Source organism: Cupriavidus oxalaticus (assembly GCF_038900635.1).
GTDB lineage: Bacteria > Pseudomonadota > Gammaproteobacteria > Burkholderiales > Burkholderiaceae > Cupriavidus > Cupriavidus oxalaticus_B.
Genome location: NZ_JAYMRX010000040.1, coordinates 1 through 16861, shown reverse-complemented (window position 1 = coordinate 16861; position 16861 = coordinate 1). Strand labels below are relative to the sequence as shown.

Annotated in this window: 15 protein-coding genes; 5 read left to right on the top strand and 10 right to left on the bottom strand. The window is 68.3% G+C overall.

The features are described from left to right. Complete coding sequence (locus VSR71_RS33485) at positions 1 to 1584, top strand: TAXI family TRAP transporter solute-binding subunit (protein ID WP_342917767.1); 1584 nt, start codon at positions 1 to 3, stop codon at positions 1582 to 1584. A 21-nt stretch (positions 1585 to 1605) separates the two neighbouring features. Here VSR71_RS33485 and VSR71_RS33480 read toward each other — a convergent pair whose 3' ends face one another. Both VSR71_RS33480 and VSR71_RS33475 read right to left on the bottom strand, forming a co-directional pair. Further along, on the bottom strand, positions 1606 to 2415 hold the full coding sequence (locus VSR71_RS33480; RefSeq protein WP_342917766.1) for a CDP-diacylglycerol diphosphatase: 810 nt from the start codon (positions 2413 to 2415) through the stop codon (positions 1606 to 1608). Further along, complete coding sequence (locus VSR71_RS33475; RefSeq protein WP_063237348.1) at positions 2403 to 2636, bottom strand: hypothetical protein; 234 nt, start codon at positions 2634 to 2636, stop codon at positions 2403 to 2405. Before VSR71_RS33475 ends, VSR71_RS33480 begins: the two co-directional genes overlap by 13 nt. Positions 2637 to 2775: 139 nt before the next feature. Here VSR71_RS33475 and VSR71_RS33470 point away from each other — a divergent pair, with 139 nt between their 5' ends. Beyond that, on the top strand, positions 2776 to 3261 hold the full coding sequence (locus VSR71_RS33470; protein WP_342917765.1) for a DM13 domain-containing protein: 486 nt from the start codon (positions 2776 to 2778) through the stop codon (positions 3259 to 3261). A gap of 134 nt (positions 3262 to 3395) precedes the next feature. On the opposite strand, the gene VSR71_RS33465 is transcribed toward VSR71_RS33470, so the two are convergent. Beyond that, complete coding sequence (locus tag VSR71_RS33465; protein WP_342917764.1) at positions 3396 to 4466, bottom strand: porin; 1071 nt, start codon at positions 4464 to 4466, stop codon at positions 3396 to 3398. A 317-nt stretch (positions 4467 to 4783) separates the two neighbouring features. Here VSR71_RS33465 and VSR71_RS33460 point away from each other — a divergent pair, with 317 nt between their 5' ends. After that, positions 4784 to 7423, top strand: a complete 2640-nt coding sequence (locus VSR71_RS33460) for a penicillin-binding protein 1A (protein WP_342917763.1) — start codon at positions 4784 to 4786, stop codon at positions 7421 to 7423. A 28-nt stretch (positions 7424 to 7451) separates the two neighbouring features. Here VSR71_RS33460 and VSR71_RS33455 read toward each other — a convergent pair whose 3' ends face one another. Both VSR71_RS33455 and VSR71_RS33450 read right to left on the bottom strand, forming a co-directional pair. Beyond that, positions 7452 to 8786: a DUF1501 domain-containing protein gene (locus VSR71_RS33455; protein ID WP_342917762.1), complete on the bottom strand. Its 1335-nt coding sequence runs from the start codon at positions 8784 to 8786 to the stop codon at positions 7452 to 7454. 23 nt (positions 8787 to 8809) lie between these two features. Beyond that, a complete protein-coding gene (locus VSR71_RS33450; RefSeq protein WP_342917761.1) occupies positions 8810 to 10393 on the bottom strand; it encodes a DUF1800 domain-containing protein in 1584 nt (527 codons plus the stop codon). Between the two features lie 196 nt (positions 10394 to 10589). Between VSR71_RS33450 and VSR71_RS33445 the strand changes: the two genes are divergently transcribed. Both VSR71_RS33445 and VSR71_RS33440 read left to right on the top strand, forming a co-directional pair. Next, the gene (locus VSR71_RS33445; RefSeq protein ID WP_342917760.1) at positions 10590 to 11516 is read left to right on the top strand and encodes a DMT family transporter; all 927 of its coding nucleotides are present in this window, start codon (positions 10590 to 10592) and stop codon (positions 11514 to 11516) included. Next, positions 11500 to 12270, top strand: coding sequence for an AraC family transcriptional regulator (locus VSR71_RS33440; protein ID WP_342917759.1), 771 nt, complete (start codon positions 11500 to 11502; stop codon positions 12268 to 12270). Before VSR71_RS33445 ends, VSR71_RS33440 begins: the two co-directional genes overlap by 17 nt. A 514-nt stretch (positions 12271 to 12784) precedes the next feature. Here VSR71_RS33440 and VSR71_RS33435 read toward each other — a convergent pair. From VSR71_RS33435 to VSR71_RS33415, 5 genes are all read right to left on the bottom strand, one after another. Beyond that, positions 12785 to 13912: a DJ-1/PfpI family protein gene (locus tag VSR71_RS33435; RefSeq protein WP_428979485.1), complete on the bottom strand. Its 1128-nt coding sequence runs from the start codon at positions 13910 to 13912 to the stop codon at positions 12785 to 12787. A gap of 243 nt (positions 13913 to 14155) precedes the next feature. Continuing rightward, positions 14156 to 14647, bottom strand: coding sequence for a cupin domain-containing protein (locus tag VSR71_RS33430; RefSeq protein WP_342917757.1), 492 nt, complete (start codon positions 14645 to 14647; stop codon positions 14156 to 14158). Between the two features lie 58 nt (positions 14648 to 14705). After that, positions 14706 to 15224, bottom strand: a complete 519-nt coding sequence (locus tag VSR71_RS33425) for a VOC family protein (protein ID WP_342917756.1) — start codon at positions 15222 to 15224, stop codon at positions 14706 to 14708. 32 nt (positions 15225 to 15256) lie between these two features. After that, complete coding sequence (locus tag VSR71_RS33420; protein ID WP_342917755.1) at positions 15257 to 16102, bottom strand: alpha/beta hydrolase; 846 nt, start codon at positions 16100 to 16102, stop codon at positions 15257 to 15259. Positions 16103 to 16123: 21 nt separating this feature from the next. After that, the gene (locus VSR71_RS33415) at positions 16124 to 16321 is read right to left on the bottom strand and encodes a hypothetical protein (RefSeq protein ID WP_342917754.1); all 198 of its coding nucleotides are present in this window, start codon (positions 16319 to 16321) and stop codon (positions 16124 to 16126) included. Between the last annotated feature and the right edge of the window lie 540 nt (positions 16322 to 16861).

Genomic DNA, 16861 nt, shown 5'->3' with positions numbered 1-16861 from the left:
ATGCGCCGCGCCTGCTTTGCCTTCCTCTTTGCGTTGCTGGCCAGCCTGTGGCTGGCAGGCTGCGGCGGCGGCCCGAACGCCGACGGCATCCGCGCCAATCTCAACGAGCGCCTGGCGCAGGCGCTGCCGCCGGGCACCGTGCAGCTGGTCGACATCGACCGGCGCGGCTCGCAGTCCGATACCAAGGCACCGGCCGGCGAGACCCGGCGCGTGGTGTATTTCGACGCGGAACTGAAGCTGCTGCGCGACTACGACTTCGGCGCGTGGGATTCGCCCGGCGTGGCCGGGCTGATCTCGGCGCTGGGCGCGGGGCCGCGCGGCATCACCGGGATCACCAGCGGCGGCAACAAGGCGGGAGACGTCCTGCGCGCACACGGCACCGCGCTGTACCGGCGCGACGGCGAGCGCTGGGTCAGCGTGCAGCCCGCCGGCTATCGCCCGGCCGAGGCACCGGCCGTGGCCACCAACGCGCCCACCGGCCCGGCGGCAATCCTGGATGCGATGCGCAAGGTGGTCGAGGCGGTCCAGAAGGACGCCTCGCCGGCGCAGCGCGCGGTGATCGAACAGGAACTTACTACTGCGCACGCCAATATCCGCGCCCGGCTGGCCCGCGTCGACGAGGGCTACGCCATCGCCGCCGGCGCCGAGCATGGCCAGTACCTGCGCTTCGTGCGTGCGCTGGTGGACGGCGCGCGCGTGCGCGCCATCGCGCTGGTCACTCGCGGCGGCGAAGAAAACCTGCAACTGCTGCGCGGCGGCAAGGTGTCGGTGGCCATGGCCCAGGGCGATGCCGCGCTGGATGCCTACGAGGGCAAGGGCGCCTTTGCCGAGGACGGGCCGCACGCGTCGCTGCGCGCCATCGGCAGCCTGTACCCGGAACCGGTGCACGTGCTCGTGCGCGACGGCGATCCGGCGCGCTCGGTGTCCGACCTGCGCGACAAGCGCATCGCCGTGGGCGAGCGCGGCGCGGCCTCGCGCGGCACGGTGCTGCGCGTGCTGGCCGCGCACGGGCTCACCGAGAAGGATTTCAAGGCCGAGGAAGTCGGCCTGGGCGCGGCGCTGGTGGCACTGCGCCAGAACCAGGTGGATGCCGTGATGCAGGTGATCGGCGTGCCGTCCGACAGCATCCGCGATGCGGTAAGCGAACTGCCGTTGCGGCTGCTGCCGCTGGACGAGCGCGCGATCGCGGCGATGGTCGGGCAGAAGGCCGGGTATTTCCGCGCCAGCATCGCGCCCGGCACCTATCCCGGCCTGCGCGAGCCGGTGCGCACCGTCGCCACCGCGGCGATCCTGGTGACCGGCCCGGACCTGTCCGATACCGAGGTGGCCGACCTGACGCGGCTGGTGTACCGGCATGGCCGCGACTTCGTCGCGCGCGGCAGCGCCCAGGGCGGGCAGATCAACGTGGCCACGGCGCGCGAAGGGCTGGTGATTCCGCAGCACCTGGCGGCGGCCAAGGCGCTGGACGGCCTGGCGGCGGGCACGACTGCCACGCCAGGGCAACGGTCCGGAGGACCGGCTGCTCAGGCACCGGCGCCCGCGTCGGCACCGGCCTCCGCTGCATCCAAACCGGGGGCCCGCTAGCCCCGAAAGCTGCCGGCCGCGCTACCCTGCGGCCGGCAACTCCGCCGCCAGCCGGCAGCGCCGGTCCAGGAAGTCGCTCGCATGGCCATTGCTGCCGCCCGCCGCGTGAACCGGCTGGTCCACCAGGAAGAAGCCATGGCGGCCCTGCCGGTCCTGGCCATAGGTGAGGAAGATGCCGCGGTCGGGCGGCGGCACCGCGACGGCGCTGGCCCCGGGGTCGTCAGCCCTGCCCCCGACCAGCGCGAACGGGTCGGCCGACAAGACCGGCGTGGCAGCCGGGATAAACCTGGCCCGCACCGGCTTGCCATCGAACCGCAGCGAAGTCCACTCCGTGCCGATCGGCCCGCTCGCGCCATTGACGAAGGCGCGCGCCGCGGCGCTGATGCAGTCGAGGTGGATATGGAGCTGGTCCTGGCTGCGCGAGGTGCGGGAATTGACCGCCAGCCCCAGCATGTCGTCCGGCACCGGCTTGCCCAGCGCCTGGCCGACGACGCCGCGCTCGTCCCAGCCGAAGGCCCAGGCGTTGGCACCGGTGCCGTCCCACGCCTTGCGATCCTCCACGCCCGTCACTGTCCGCGCCGGGATCACCAGGTAGTGCGACACGCCGATCGCGTCCTTGTACAGCACCAGTCCGCGGCCACGGTCGACGCTGGCGCAATCGGCGTGCTGCGGCTGCGGCGGCACCAGGCAGCGCTGCTGCACGTTGCGCCACAGGCCATCGCGCCCGCCGGACAGGACGCCGACCACCTTCTCGGGGGTGCAGCCTGCCAGCATCAATGCCGCTGCCAGCGCCAGCGCGCCGCGCCGGCGTGCCGGAGTCAGCGTCGGCATGGAATGCCGTAGTACGTCCCTACCCGCGGGTTGGACACGATGTAGGCGTGGCGCTGGGCCCAGAACTGGGCGTCGCGGAAGACCTCGGCCTCGCGTTCGCTCCAGGGCGTGGCCAGCAGCGGCAGGGCTTCGGCGTCAGTAGTCGGATAAACCTGGGCCTGGTAGCGGGCCGTTTGCAGCGCGCCCGTACGGATGGTACGGATCGTGACGTGGAGTGTCATAGGCAGCTTCTCGTCATGAGGACGACAAATCATAACCACATTCCTGTGTTGCTTTGATGACTACCGTTGGAACTTGATGTCAGGAAGCCGCACCGGAAACGACCAACCCCTGTCCCCTCGCCGGAAACCGGAGCCAGACATGACGTCCAAGTCTCGTCGCAAGATCGCGATCCTCTCGCTGACGCACCTCGCCATGCTGGCGACCGGCTTCGCGGCCGGGATCTATGTGCTGCCGATCCTGACCGAGCAGGCGGGAGCGACTATCGGTCAGGTACAGGCGGTGTCGCGGCAGGCGGCCTATTCCGGCGACTTCCGCAAGGACCTGGCTGGCAGTGACGCCTTCCACTGGGCCAGCGGACGGCTGCATGTGTCGGCCCGGGCCATTGCCTTCGAAGGCAGCGTGGCGCCGGGACCGGACTACCGGATCTACCTGGTGCCGGAGTTCGTCGACACCGAGGCGGCTTTCCTCGCGATCAAGGGCCGCGCGGTGCAGGTCGCACCGTTGAAGACATTCGGCAATTTCACCGTGGCGCTGCCGGATGGCGTCGATCCCGGCCAGCACCGTGCGGTGGTGATCTGGTGCGAGCGGTTCGGGCAGTTCATCAGTGCCGCGGCCTACCGGTAGGGCGGGCAAGAAAAAAGGGCCGATCGAGGAACCGGCCCAACGAACCCCGCACAGGCAAGGTGTCGATATGAACATCGCGCCCGCCCGTGCGCGCCGCTGGTGCGCCATGCCGGGCGGGCGTCAGGACGCCGGGATCAGAAGCGGTGACGCATGCCGATGGTGGCGCCGGTCTGGTTCTCGCCCGCGACCACGGTGCCCACGCCATTCAGGCCAAGGGCCGAGCCGTTCTTGTTCTTGGCGTAGCCCACGTTCAGGTACACGTCGGTGCGCTTGGACAGCGAATAGTCCGCCGACAGCACGAACATCCACGGATCGGCATCGCTGTTGCGGGTGTCGTTGTAGTAGGCGGCGCCGGTCACCAGGAAGGCGGGCGTGAAGCGGTACTGCGCGCCGGCCCAGTAGACGTTGGTGCGGGTCGCGGCGGCGGTGGCGCTGGATACGCCATCGTCCTTCAGCCAGCGGTAGCCTGCGAACACCTTGGCGTCGCCGAAGGCATAGGCGGTACCCAGCGCGGCGCGCTTGGCGGCGCGGTCCTGCAGCGCCACGGTGGCGCCCTGGTACTGGTCATAGGCGGCACCAACCGAGAAGCCGCCGACGGCATACGACAGCCCGCCGCCGAAGTTGCGCGCGACCTTGGGTTCGCCCGGCACTTCGCCGTTGTTATCGCGGCCGAAGCTGTAGAAGCCGGTGGCGGTCAGGCCGCCGAACTTGCCGGTGTACTTGATGGTGTTGTCGGCGCGGCCGTTGAAGGCCGAGTCGACGCTGTTGAGCGAGTAGCGCGGGCCCACGCCCATCGGGTCGAAGGCGCCGAACAGGTCGTACAGCGCGTTCTGCTGGCGGCCCAGCGTGACGGCGCCAAAGCCGCCCTGCAGGCCCACGTAGGCCTGGCGGCCGAACAGGCGGTTGCCCTGGCCGGAGGTGCCGGTATCGATATCGAAACCGCTTTCCAGCACGAAGATACCCTTCAGGCCGTCGCCCAGGTCTTCGGTGCCGCGCAGGCCCCAGCGCGAGCCGGACAGGTTGCCCGAGTTCAGGCGGGTGGTCGTACCCTGGGTACCGTTGCTGCCGGGCACGTGGCTGATGACTTCGAGGCCGGCATCGGCGATGCCGTACAGCGTTACGTTCGATGCGGACTGGGCCGATGCCAGCCCGGATGCCGCCGTAGCGACTACTGCTGCCGTCAATACAAGGAGAGCTTTCTTCACTGTGATTTCTCAGTTTTATGGTGATCCATGACACCGCGCCGGTCCGACCAGGGCCGGCGGCCATTCCGGCCTGAGCTGGCTGGCCGCGCCGGACCCGGCTGGCGGCGCACGTCCGCACATGTGCGGCCCGCGCATTGTGCTGGCGCAATATGAAGGCGTTGTGACGAGTAGTACTCAGCACAAAGTGCCGAATAGCGCGCGCATGGGGGTTTTCCCTGTGAGTAACGGGATCGTTTTGGTAGGATGCAGGCTTTTCCGAAGACGGTAATGCCAGTGCCACGTGCCGCCATGTGCCTTTGCCTCGACAGCTTCGCCTCATGAAGCTGGCAGAGATCAAGACCCGGCTTGCCTCGCTGCAGGCTCCGCTCCCCGCCTCGATCCAGCAACGCCTGTCCGGCCTGTGCGCGCGCAGCGCGCGCCTGGGCCTGACCCGGCCCGGCTCGCTACGCCCCACGCGCCGCGGCGTGCTGGTGGGCATGGCCGCGGTGCCGGCAGCCTTGCTGCTGTACGTGCTGGTGCTGGTGCCGTTCACGCCGGGCATCAGCGACATCCGCAAGGCCAAGTCCGAGCAGCCGGCGCAGGTGCTGTCGGCCGACGGCAAGGAGCTGGCGGTCTTCAAGTGGGCCAACCGCGACTGGGTGCCGCTGAAGCAGATCTCGCCCAACGTGGTGGCGGCGCTGATCTCGACCGAAGACCACCGCTTCTATGAGCACCACGGGCTCGACTGGCGCCGCCTTGCCTCGGCCGCGGTGCATACCTTCTCGGGTGACCGCCAGGGCGGCTCGACCATCACCCAGCAGCTGGCGCGCAACCTCTATCCCGACGAGATCGGCCGCGCGCCCACGCTGACGCGCAAGCTCAAGGAAGCGATCACCGCGTTCAAGATCGAGGCCCTGTACACCAAGGACGAGATCCTCGAGACCTACCTGAACACGGTGCCGTTCCTGTACAACGCGTTCGGCATCGAGATGGCCGCGCGCACGTACTTCGACAAGCCGGCGCGCTCGCTCGACGTGCTGCAGAGCGCCACGCTGATCGGCATGCTCAAGGGCAACAGCTACTACAACCCGGTGCTGAACCCCGAGCGTGCGCTGGACCGGCGCAATATCGTGCTGGGACAGATGGTCAAGCGCGGCAAGCTCGACGCGGCCCGCTACGAGCAGCTCAAACGCCGTCCGCTGCGCATCGACTTCGAGCGGCAGACCGAGCCGCCCGGACCCGCGCCGCATTTCGCGCAGCAGCTGCGCAAGTGGCTGATCGGCTGGGCCGACCGCAACGGCTACGACATCTACGCGGACGGCCTGGTGGTGCGCACCACCATCGACGCGCGCCTGCAGGCCATGGCCACGCAGGCGGTGGCGCAGCAGGGCAACCGCCTGCAGGCGATCGCCAACGCGGCCTGGGCGCCGCGCGCGGGCTGGGCCGCGGACCGCGCGCTGGTGCAGGCCTTCGTGCGCGAGTCGCCGGAATTCCGCGCCGCCACCGCCGCCGGCACGCTGCCCGAAGACGCGATGAAGCAGTTGCTGGCCAATGGCGCCTTCATGCGCGCGCTGCACCAGCAGAAGACGCGGATCCAGGCGGGCTTCCTCGCCATCGATCCGCGCAACGGCGAGATCCGCGCCTGGGTCGGCAGCCGCGACTATACGCAGGACGCCTTCGACCACGTGCAGCAGGCGCGCCGCCAGCCGGGCTCGACCTTCAAGCCCTTCGTCTACGGCGCGGCATTCGAGGAAGGCAAGTCGCCCGACGACACGCTGATGGACCAGCCGGTCGAGATCGAGCTGGCCGGCGGCGAGATCTGGCGCCCGTCGGACGAGGGCCGCCCCACCGGGCGCGCGATGAGCCTGCGCGACGGCCTGGTCTATTCGCGCAACACCATCACCGCGCAGCTGATGCAGCAGGTAGGCCCGGCGCGCGTGGCGCGGCTGGCGCGCGAGATGGGCGTGCGCGAAAGCCGGCTCGACGAGGTGCCGTCGCTGGCGCTGGGCACCAGCCCGGTCACGCTCAAGGAAATGGTGGCCGCCTACGGCACCATCGCCAACGCCGGCAACTTCATCGCGCCGACCATGGTCACGCGGATCGAAGACCGCAACGGCAATGTGCTCCAGGTCTTCCGCTCGGCGCGCGCCGAGCGCGCCCTGCCCCACGCCACCACGCAGACCCTGCTCGACGTGATGCGCGACGTGATCGACCGCGGCACCGGCGCCGGCATCCGCTCGCGCTTTGGCATCCGCGCCGACGTGGCCGGCAAGACCGGCACCACGCAGGACAACGCCGACGGCTGGTTCATCATGATGCACCCGGAGCTGGTCGCCGGCGCCTGGGTCGGCTTCAATGACAGCCGCGTCACGCTGCGCAGCGACTACTGGGGCCAGGGCGCGCACAGCGCGCTGCCGATGGTCGGCGATTTCTACCAGCGCGCGCTGCGCGGCCGCGTCATCGACGGCCGCGCGCGCTTTGCCGAATACGAGGAAACCCATGTGTTCGCCTCGCTCGGCAACCAGGTGCGCGGCTGGTGGGCCCGGCTGTTCAGCCGCGACAAGGCCAACGAAGCCACCGCGCCGCGCCCGGCGCCGCGCCGTCCGGCGCTGCCGGCGCCCGAGGCCGATGTGACGCCGCCGGCGAGCACGCCGATGGCATCGGCTCCTGCGCCGGTGGGTGGTGGGAGCAGTGGCGAGGGAGAGTCCAGCCTGGCGCTGGATCGCGGGGAAACGGTGATGGCGGTGCCGCCGCAGGATCCGGCGACGGCGAGCGCACCCACCGCGCCGGCAGCGCCGCCTGGCCCACCGGCGCCCGCGGCACCGGCCAGCCCCAATGCTCCTGGCCTCCCGCCACCGCCGCCTGCCATGGCCCCTGCCGCCCCTGCCGCCCCTGCGACCCCTGCGGCCCCTGCGCCTGCCGCGCCCATCTATCCGGTCGCGCCGACGACGATCTCGCCCGCCAAAGGCAGCAACTGAGCCCGGCGGGCGACCTTGCGTCGGCCCGCTAGACCAACCCCAGATCGCGCCCCGGCACGCCCGGGAACACCTGCCCCAGCCGCGCCGCATCCAGCCCGTACAGCCGCTGGAACAGCCCGCCCAGCACCGCCCGATACTCATTGCGCACCGGCCAGTCCCGATCCTGGTTCAACGTCGCGCGCTCCACCGCGACCTGCTCGCCCGCGATGCGCCCGCCGCGCACCGCGCCGCCGGCCACCCAGTAGACGGTGCCATGGCCATGGTCGGTGCCGCGGGTGCCGTTCTCGCGGAAGGTGCGCCCGAACTCTGACAGCACCACCACCGTGGTGTTGCGCCATGCCGGTCCCATGCCCTCGGCAAACGCCGACAGGCCGCGGCCGAGGTTGTCGAGCAGGCCGGCGAGCTGGCCCTGCGCCGCACCCTGGTTGACGTGGGTATCCCAGCCGCCGACGTCGATAAAGCCGAGGTTGAAGCGCTCGCGCATCAGCCCCGCCATGCGCCGGGCCTCGACCTCGAAGCCGCGCGCGCTGAGCGAGCGACGATTGGCGGCCTGCATCTCCTGCTGGCGCGCGGCCATGCTGTTGCCACCTGCCATGTCCCCTGCGGCCGCCTCGGCCTGGCGCGCAACCGCCTGGCGCAGTTCGAAGCCTTCGTCGATCAGCGACTCGAAGCGCGTGCCGCGGTACATCTGCGCCAGCATCTGTTCCTGGCGTGCATCGAAAGGGGTGCGGCCGCTGCCCTTGAGCGAGACGTTGGGCACGCCGCGCGGCCCGGCCAGCACCATCGGCAGGCCATCGGTGAAGGCCACCGGCGCGGCCTGGCCGCCCATCGCCTGCGCCAGGCGGTTGAGGAAGCCGCTGCCGCGCAGCGCGGCGAGCTGACTGCGGTTGTGGTCGCGCGGCTCGCCGTCCGTGCCTGGCAGGCCGGCCTCGATGGTGTCCTGGGTCTCGAAATGGCTGCGCGACAGATCATGGGTGCCGGCAAACGGCACGAAGGCCAGCTGCCCGCGTTGCCACAGCGGCAGCATGGCCGGCGCCAGTGCCGGGTGCAACGCCCAGTCGCCGATGCCGCGCGCGGCGCTGTCGGCGGCAAAGGCCGGCGCCAGCGCGACGGCTGCGCCGGGGTCAGGGTCTGCTCCGGCGGCTGGCGGTCGCCGGATCGCGATATTGGGGCGCGCCGCGTAATAAAAGTCGCTGCCGGCCGGCACCAGCACGCTGGCGGCGTCATAGCCGCCGCGCAGGAACACCAGCAGGAAGCGGGCCTCGGCCTGCGCCGGCAGCGCCCAGACACGCGACACCGAGGCGGGCAGCGTCCACGCCAGCGCGGCGGCGCCCATCGTCTTGAGCCATTGTCTGCGTTGCATGGCGGACTCCTTTCCTGTGCGCGTCAGCGCTGCATCCATTCGGGCGAGCTGAGCAGCACGGCATTCCACTCCGCCTGCGACGCCGTTTGCGCCAGCGCCGCGCGCGTTGCCGGACCGAGCGTGGCTTCGATGCCGTCGTAGTAGAGCTTGTTGCCGATTACCGGGAAGCGCGCGCCGCGCGGCGTGCCCGCGTCGCCGGCGAACAGCCCGGCCGGCCCGGAGCCGATCGCGCGCGCGATCTCGAAGCGCCGCACCATCTGCCCGGAACTGGCCCACGCGCTTTCCGCCGCCGGATAGCCGTCCGGTGTCACGTGGCCGTACAGCGGCTCGCCCAGCTGGTTCAGCCAGTTCAGCACCGGGCGCAGGTTGGCGACCGGCCGGCCTTCGTAGGCCAGCCGCAGCGACGACACCACGTAGACCACCGGATCCTTGAACTTGCGCGGGGATGACGCCGGCAGCCGGTCCAGTTCGGGCGCCATCAGCATGGTGCGCAGCACCGCGGCAATATCGCCATCGGTGCGCGCGAAGGTCCGGGCCATGCGGTCGATCAGTGCCGGCGACGGGTTGTCGGCGATGAAATACGCTGCCAGCCTGGCACTGATAAAGCGCGCCGTGGCCGGCTCGCGCGACAGGATCGTCACCGCGCGCTCGACTTCCGCAAACCCGGACGGCTCGATGCGCTGACCCAGCAGCGTCTTGGCGCCGAAGTCATGCCGCGCCGGATTGAACTCGAACGCGCCGTCGCTGCGGTACAGCGCCGCGCGCGCGGGCGGCAGCCGCGGCGGCGTGCCGCGCAGGTTGACGCCGACGCCGGTCAGCACGCGCGCCAGTTCCTGCACGTCCTGCTGGGTGTAGCGCGAGCCGCTGGGGCCGCCCGCCACGCCGAGCGTGTGCAGTTCCATCAGTTCGCGCGCGTAGTTTTCGTTGATGCGGTTGGCGCTGCTTTGCGCGTTGTCGAGGTAGAGCAGCATCGCCGGCGCGGTGACGGTGGCCATCAGCAGGTCGCGGAAGCGGCCCAGTGCGTGCGGCCGGATCGCGCGTTCCTCATAGTCGGGCAGCAGCCAGCGCACCTGCCCCTTGCCCGAATAGACATTGAAGTGGTTCATCCAGAACCACGTCATCTGCTCGCGCAGTTGCGCCGGCGAGTACAGCGCCCGCAGCAGGTGGCGCCGCGCGGTATCCGCCACCAGTTCGCGCCCCTGTGCGTTCAGGGCCTGGCGGGCCTGCTGCCTGCTGTCTTCGTCGGGCAGCGCATCGATGCGCTCGCGCGCCTGCCGCGCGGCCAGCAGCGGCGCGCCGGGATCGCCTTGCAGCGCCGGCAGCGCGGCAATGGCGGCGGCCAGCTCCGGTGGATCGGCCGGCGCCATCGCCAGCTGGCGCTCCAGGTAGGCCGCGCGTCCCAGGCGCCGGAGCTCGGCCAGGCTGGCCTGGTCGGCGCCGAAGCTGACGGTATTGAGCCAGCGCAGGTCGGCCGCGCTGTCGCTGCCGGCGTCCGGCACCTGGGCACAGGCGCCAACGCAGGCTGCCAGCACCACCGCCGCGCCGGCGCGCCAGGCCGCCAGCCGCCGCGGCACCGTGCCATATCCCGCCTGTTGCGCCGCATCCATGCTCGCCTCCCTGTCATGGCCAACCTTGATGGCCAACCTCTCAATGTTACGTGGCAAGCGCGTTTCCGTTGACGTCCAGGCGCCGCGGCAGTGTTACCAATGCTTTCAGTGCCAGGCCGGCCGCATTGCCGGAAATGCCAAGACAGCCCCGGCACACCTGGCTAGCCTTAGCGCTTTGTCTTTTCAGCGAGCTGTCATGTCGCGCCCCGTCTTCCCTGCCCGCTCCTGGCTGCCCAGCCTTGCCTTCGTCCTGATCTGGTCCACCGGCTTCATCGTGGGCAAGGCCATCGTGCCGCTGGCCGATACCAGCCTGTTCCTGCTGGGGCGCTTTGCCGTAGCCGGGCTGATGTTCCTGGCGTGGGCGCTGGCCGCCCGCGCGGCCTGGCCGCCGCTGCGCGAGGCGCCGCGCCACCTGCTGGCAGGCGCGCTGATGCAGGGCGTCTACCTCTGTGCCGGCTACGGCGCCGTGGCGCAAGGCCTGCCGCCGGCGATCATGGCGCTGCTGGGCGCGCTGCAGCCGCTGCTGACCGCGCTGCTTGCCATTCCGCTGCTGAAAGAGCTACCTTCCAGGCGGACCTGGCAGGGCCTGGCGCTGGGTGCGCTGGGCGTCGCGCTGGTGGTGGCGCCGGCGATGCAGGCCGGCGTGCAGCCGGTCTCGCCGTGGATCGTGTTGCTGGGCGTGCTGGCCATTGTTTCGATCACCATGGGAACCCTGTTGCAGAAATCCGCGATCGCCGCCTGCGACCTGCGCGCCAGCTCGGCGTGGCAGAACCTGGGCGCGATGCTGGTGGCCGGCGTCATGGTCGCCGTCATGGCCGCGACCGAGGACACCGGCGCGCCGCTGCACTGGGAAGGTGGCGCGGTGCTGTGGGCCGCGCTGGCGTGGGCCGGCCTCGGACTGTCCGGCGGCGGCACCTGGCTGCTGGTCAGCCTGGTGCGGCGCGGGCAGGCGGCCAATGCCGCGGCGCTGATGTTCCTGGCGCCGCCGCTGGCGGCGGTGCAGGCGTGGCTGCTGTTCGGGCAGGGGCTGGGGGCGGTGCAGTCGCTTGGCATGGCGGTTGCCGGCGCGGGCGTGTGGCTGTGCCAGACACAGGGCAGGCAGCGGCATGCCGAAGCGCGCTGAAGCCCCTGCCCCGCTGGTCGAGCACCGCCGCTACCGCGACCAGCCCGACGGCCACCAGCACCGCTACCACCAGTTGCTGTTCGGGCTGGCGGGCGCGACCGAGCTGGAGATCGATGGCCATGTCTATCGCGTCGATGCGCATACCGGCCTGATCGTGCCGGCCGGCAGCCACCATGAGTTCCTGGGCTTCGACGGCAACCTGCAATTGGTCGCGGACTTCCCCGCGCAGTCGGTGGCGTTGCCGGCACGGCTGATGGCACGCCCCCGCACCTTTGCGCTGGACGGCGCCTTTGGCAGCCACGTACGCGCGCTGGCGGCCTGGCGCGCCGCCGCGGCAGCGCGCGGCCCGCATACCGACTGGCCGCTCGCCGCGACGCTGGCCGCGGCGCTGGCCGAGAGCCTGGGCATGCCGGCCGACCGGCATGTCTTTCCGCTGATGGCCATCGATGCCTACCTGCGCACCAACTTGTCCGAGCCGTTGCGGGTAGCCGAGGTGGCCGGGCACTTCGGCTGGAGCGTGCGCCGCTTCCAGACCCTCTTCACCGACGCCTTCGGCGATACGCCCCACCGGTACCAGACCCGGCTGCGGCTGGACCGCGCGCTGCAGCTGCTGTCGCAGACCACGCTGCCGCTGGCTGAGATCGCGCTGGCATCCGGCTATCCGGACCAGACCACCTTCACGCGCGGCTTTGCGAGGCGCTTCGGGCAGCCGCCCGGCGCGTGGCGGGCAGCGGTGCGCCACCAGTCCGCCTGACCACCGCGGTCCGCCAGCTCGCGCCGCTCCAGCGCCGTGTGACGATTGCCGAGCCGAGGCCAAGTGCCGATTGGCAAGGGCCCGCACAGCAGGAGACTGCGCGCGCGGCGGAAGTTTCGATGCAACCAGCATCCTGGCCGGCTGCACCGGCAACATTCCGGTAAGACTGACGTGCAAATCATCGATTTTGTCGACACCGGCCATCCTGCATTGCTGCGTATGTGGGACAAGCGACAGCGAGGGTACCGGGCAATGGGATACCGGATGGCAGCAGAGGCCGCGCTGGACTGACCGAGGCCGGCTACCTGGCCGGCGATCCGCTCTGCATGCGGCACGCCGCTGCTGTCTGGACTAGCCTTGGCCTCACAGGAACTCCAATGCAGGCGTTATAGCCTGGTGGGATTTAATGCTTGGCGATTAATTGCGTTTTATTTTTTGTTCCCAAGAGCTTCCCTGCTGACGTAGTTGTGCGTCCGACGAGGGAACCGGAAAAGATATCCGTTGCTGCGCCCGCTCATGGCCCCGGGTACTCCATCTGCAGGCGCACCCAGTCCGCAGTCCGCTTCCCCATTCCCTTGGCAATAATCCCCAGCGCTTCGTCTAGCGCGCGCAGCGGCTGGTTGCTGCGGGGCGCCGACAGCATGCGCCGCGGCGCGTCGACGTTGGTGACACGGTCGGGCAAGATCGTCAGGCCGCGCCGCGTGACGACCGGCTCGCGGTCCTTCGAGACGGTGTAGACCGTGGACCGGAACGTGGTCGCGAACGCATCGGCCTCTAGCACGAGGGAGATTTCGTCCACGCCAGGCGCTACCGGAATGCCGACGTCCTCGTGCCGCCAGAACGAAGCGTAGTTGCCAGCGATGGTGAGAATTGGCGACAGCCCGAGCCGAAAACGCTCGCTGGGGTGCGCGGACGACCAGCGCTCGACGCCGAGCGACTTCGCCAGCGCCAGTGCCTTGGCGCGGCCCTCTATAGCTTCGACGAGCGCGAATGAGACCGGAATGGTAGCCGTAACGCCCGTGGTCGTGACCACCTTACCGTCCGCGACGTAACGCTTGCCTCGCTGCCATTGCGTCTTCGGATAGGCCTCGCGCAAGTCGTCGAACGAATACCAGTGACCGGTAGCCTGGCGTCCCTCAAGCAGCCCTGCGCGCGCAAGCACCCACACTCCATCGCAGACGCCTACTACCGTGGCGCCCTTGCGCGCCTGCGCTGCCACCCACGCAAGCAGCTTCGGATCATTGTCGCGATGTACAGCCGGCACAACCACGTAATCAGCGCCCTTGGGAAAGCGCCTGTCAAAATCGTCGGTAGTGGCTTGCGGCACGATGGTGAGATTCGCGGGGAACATGCGCACCACGCCCGGCTGCGTTGCAAGCGCGTGCACGTCGACTGCGTTGGACGCCGACAGGATGCCGAAGGGCACCACGTAATCGGAAAGTTCCGTGTAGTGGTTTTCTGCGACGACGGCCACGACCGGCTTCGCGCGGCCGAAGCGCGGAGCGTACGCGGGCAGCCGATCCGGAGCCGCCTCGGTCGACCGTGCCACGGGAGACGCGGGGCCGAGGGCGCGAGCATTCGCGGCGCACGGGGTCTGTGCGGCTATCAGCAAGCATATCGGCAACAGGATCAGCCTACGCATGAATTCCACCTCATCTGCGAGTAAGGCTAATACCATACTGTGTCACTGTGGCGGCATCGGGAAAGCACGCCGTTCCGAGCTTCTTCGATGTGGGAGACATCGTTCATTTCCCTTCCATCGCGAATCGCGAGCTCGGTAGTTGCATTCAAAAGCCGCGAGACAATCCATCGATCGCGGGCCGACAGGAGCATCGCGTGATCGCCACGGTCGGCGCAGAATTGCTCGACCGCGTGAGTGATCCCCTCAGTGCTTTGTCGGGTCATCGGCGGGATTCTCGTACACCGTGTCCGTGGGCCCGTTACCGGTGATCAACACCACGACTGCCTCGTTGCCGGTCATCGCGAAGTGCGGTCCGCCCGACGGCTCGGTGTAAACTGACCCGACCGGCAGCGTGCGAAGCTTGGCCTTGTCGAACTCGGGTCCGTAGCCGAACCGCCATGTACCCTTCAGCACCGTCCCGATCCGGTCACCGGCGTGATGATGCGCGGCAATGGATGCATTGGGCCCTACTTTCAACAATTGCGCGTAGGGGCCTGGCTTGGATGAATCTCCCAGAATATTGACGACCTGGACTTTCGGATTGCCCGAGCCACCGGCCCCGCCGGTTGGCGCGATAGCAGCGAGCTCCGCAGGCGTCTTCGCGTATTCGGGCAGATGCGGCGCCGATGACTGCGCGAATGCAGTGGTGGCCAGCAGCGTTGCCACTGTCATGATGAGCGTCTCGTTACGAGTCATTCTTCCTCTCCGTTAAGTACTTTGGTCACATTAAGGACAGGCGGCGGGTGAACACCACCTACTCATTCATCGAGTTCTTCCAATTGGCGGCGTGGCCGTCGGGTTGCTGCGGCGGTTGCAGGAATTCGACCGTCACGCCGTCTGGACCGCGTGCGTAGGCGATCCGCAAGCCATCGCGCTGAGTGCCTCGCACAGTTTGCGGCTCGCCAAGCCTCAACCAGCCGGCCTCCTCCACACGTGTCAGCAATGCATCCATGTCGTCGATCAGGAATGCAAGGTGAACGGAGCCCACGTCGCACGCACGCGGCTTGAACAACTGGCGGTCACCTGGCGCGGCATATTCGAGCAACTCGATCAGGTGTCCACCGGGCGCTTCCACCATGGCGAGCGTCAATTCGGCACCCGGCACGCCGACGACGTTCTCGAGAAACTCGCTCGGGGGGTAGTGGCTCGTGGTAACAAGTCGGAAGCCGAGCACATCCACCCAGAATTTCAGCGACGCCTCCAGTGAGGAGACGGTGAATCCGGTGTGATCGGCCCGTGTCACGCCCTGCGGCGCAGCAATCTCTCGCATCATGTCCTCCCAGACTCTGTTCGGGAATTCTTCGATCAGCTGTGTGCCGCCCAGAACTCGCCAAGCTGTTCGTTGATGAATTCGGTCTTCTCTTCGAATACCCAGTGGCCGCACTCTTCGATCACGCCGCCCGTGGCGGAGTTTGAGATGGCCTTGGCACAATCGAAGCAGTGGTCGCCAAATGAAGCGCGCCCTGCCCATGCGAGCATCGGCACGTCCAGCTTGGACTTGGCAAGCTCGCCAGTTTGCGCCGCCATTTGCGGTATGTAGCCGTAGTGATTGAGACTGGCGCGCAGATTGCCGGGCTGGCGCATCTGCATCGCGTACTGCTGGACTTCCTCTTCCGGGATGGCGCCTGGGGTGTAGGCAAAGTCGCGAAAGAAATGGCGCAGATACTGTTCCTCTCGCCCTTCCACGAGGAACCGCGTGATGTCCATGTTCATGTGCATGCCCAGGTGCCAGTACGGCACGCGCGGATCGATATAGCCCGGAAAATCGAGGCCGAAGAATGGCGTCTCGATGGTGGCCAACGACAGCGCCCGTCCCTTGGACAGATACGCCAGCGCCACCGAAGGAGGACCACCGAGGTCATGGCTGAGGATGTGAAACTTATCCACGCCCTCGATCTTCAGCAAGTCCAGCATGTCAGCCGCAATGGTCTTCGGTTCGTAACCATCGAATGGCTTGTCGCTATCCGCGTAGCCGCGCAAGTCCGGCGCAATGAAACGGTACTTGTCGTGGAACGCTTCGATCACCGGCAGAAACTCCCGATGGTTCTGCGGCCAGCCGTGCATGCACAGCACCACAGGCCCGCTCCCGGCAGTAACATAGTGGAGGCGCACGCCATTGGCCATCGCCCGCTTGTGAGTGAGCACGCTCATCACCTTCTCCTCTTTAAACGCTTAAAAAGAGATGCGCCGGTCTAAGGGCTGGCTTGCATCAGCGAGACAGTCGACGCCGAAGGCGCAGCCATTGAGCTGCGAAGCCCGAATCTCGACGAGCTCGCGGAGGTGGCCTTCGATCTGGGCCAGCGGCCCGAATTCCGCGAGCGTCCTGGGCAGTTCCCGGGATCGCTGAAGATAGTTGAGGCGTTGCGGCATGATCTCTCCTGATGAGCCGGCGGGAATTGCGTTCACCCAACCTGCGTCGAATTTCTTGCTGCAGGGACGGCTTGGAGAGAAGCCTATGCATCGGCTCAGGATGTCGGTAGTGCCGTCGCGGTGCTCACACTGTTGTCGCCTTGGCATCAACGCGCGAGCAGCCTGAAGCGGTCGCAACGCTGTGTATTCCCTCCCAGGCCGTGGGAGAGGCACATTGTGCGTACAGCAATTCTCAGGTTTGGCCTCTACGACACGTAGCGAGCAGTGCGGAGCGTGCCTTGTCGAAGACGACGCCAAGCCAGGCCACCTTGTCCTGTGCTATTCGTTTTGAAGATACCAGATGTTGGAATTCTTGAATTTACGATGGTGCGGGCACTTCCTACACTCCTCTGGATAAAAGAAGCATCCGGAGACTGTAGTGGTCTAATTTCCTCGGACAGGTCGATAGGAGGACAATCCCGAATCGACGAGGAAAAAAGCTAGATGACAAGAAGGCGCCGACAATTTGATGCCAGCTTCAAGCTGGAAGTGGTACGGATG

Coding starts and splice junctions, on each gene's coding strand:
- VSR71_RS33455 (WP_342917762.1), bottom strand. CDS start 8,786: ATGCAACGCAGACAATGGCTCAAGACGATGGGCGCCGCCGCGCTGGCG.
- VSR71_RS33445 (WP_342917760.1), top strand. CDS start 10,590: ATGTCGCGCCCCGTCTTCCCTGCCCGCTCCTGGCTGCCCAGCCTTGCC.
- VSR71_RS33480 (WP_342917766.1), bottom strand. CDS start 2,415: ATGCCGACGCTGACTCCGGCACGCCGGCGCGGCGCGCTGGCGCTGGCA.
- VSR71_RS33430 (WP_342917757.1), bottom strand. CDS start 14,647: ATGACTCGTAACGAGACGCTCATCATGACAGTGGCAACGCTGCTGGCC.
- VSR71_RS33420 (WP_342917755.1), bottom strand. CDS start 16,102: ATGAGCGTGCTCACTCACAAGCGGGCGATGGCCAATGGCGTGCGCCTC.
- VSR71_RS33440 (WP_342917759.1), top strand. CDS start 11,500: ATGCCGAAGCGCGCTGAAGCCCCTGCCCCGCTGGTCGAGCACCGCCGC.
- VSR71_RS33415 (WP_342917754.1), bottom strand. CDS start 16,321: ATGCCGCAACGCCTCAACTATCTTCAGCGATCCCGGGAACTGCCCAGG.
- VSR71_RS33450 (WP_342917761.1), bottom strand. CDS start 10,393: ATGGATGCGGCGCAACAGGCGGGATATGGCACGGTGCCGCGGCGGCTG.
- VSR71_RS33460 (WP_342917763.1), top strand. CDS start 4,784: ATGAAGCTGGCAGAGATCAAGACCCGGCTTGCCTCGCTGCAGGCTCCG.
- VSR71_RS33425 (WP_342917756.1), bottom strand. CDS start 15,224: ATGATGCGAGAGATTGCTGCGCCGCAGGGCGTGACACGGGCCGATCAC.
- VSR71_RS33475 (WP_063237348.1), bottom strand. CDS start 2,636: ATGACACTCCACGTCACGATCCGTACCATCCGTACGGGCGCGCTGCAA.
- VSR71_RS33435 (WP_428979485.1), bottom strand. CDS start 13,912: ATGCGTAGGCTGATCCTGTTGCCGATATGCTTGCTGATAGCCGCACAG.
- VSR71_RS33470 (WP_342917765.1), top strand. CDS start 2,776: ATGACGTCCAAGTCTCGTCGCAAGATCGCGATCCTCTCGCTGACGCAC.
- VSR71_RS33485 (WP_342917767.1), top strand. CDS start 1: ATGCGCCGCGCCTGCTTTGCCTTCCTCTTTGCGTTGCTGGCCAGCCTG.